At 61.4% G+C, this 651-nt stretch carries 1 protein-coding gene; it reads left to right on the top strand.

The window, feature by feature from the left end:
- Positions 1–406: 406 nt before the first annotated feature.
- On the top strand, positions 407–651 hold a 245-nt coding region (locus tag BN2476_RS44970; protein ID WP_143811259.1), incomplete at its 3' end, for a response regulator.

The raw sequence follows: 651 nt of genomic DNA, 5'->3' as shown, positions 1-651 counted from the left end.
GAGATTCGCCTTAGTCTCGTGGGCTCGGCGATGTCGCTCGGTTTCGCGTTCAAGCTGCTGATGAATGCGACGTTATTTGCAATCAAATAAAGCGCTTGCGCCATTCGACCCGGCGCGCATAAGCCACCGAGTCCCGCGCGGACAGCTTCAAAAAAGGGCCGCGCAGCTCGTCTACGTAGCAAGCCGGAACCGGTGCGCGACCGACCTGCCTCGCCGATGACGTGGCGCATCGAACCAGCCGGCGATCGTGCAGATACCGCGTCACCTGTGTGGCTCGACGGCGCGGCACGTCACGGGTCATCATAGACACGTGGGCAGCCGACCATGATGCGTTTCACGAGGCTAGAAGTAAAACCTTTACAACGGCGGTAGTCCACAACGGGCAGGCCCGACTCGCGGAGACATCATGAAGTTTCTTGTGGCCGACGACCATGAATTGATCCGGCAAGGCGTCAAGGGCATGCTGCGCGGTTTCGATCCCGACGCCCAGTTCGACGAAGCCGATAGCTGGGAAAGCCTCTCCGCTGCCGCGCGTCCCGACGCCGATCACGATCTGGCGATCGTCGATCTGCATATGCCGGGCATGATCGGCGCGTCGTCGCTCGAAGCGCTGCTGAAGGCGAATCCCGCGCTACCGGTGGTAGTGCTGTC

Source organism: Paraburkholderia piptadeniae (genome assembly GCF_900007165.1).
Taxonomy (GTDB): domain Bacteria; phylum Pseudomonadota; class Gammaproteobacteria; order Burkholderiales; family Burkholderiaceae; genus Paraburkholderia; species Paraburkholderia piptadeniae.
This window is presented reverse-complemented; position numbering and strand designations above follow the sequence as displayed.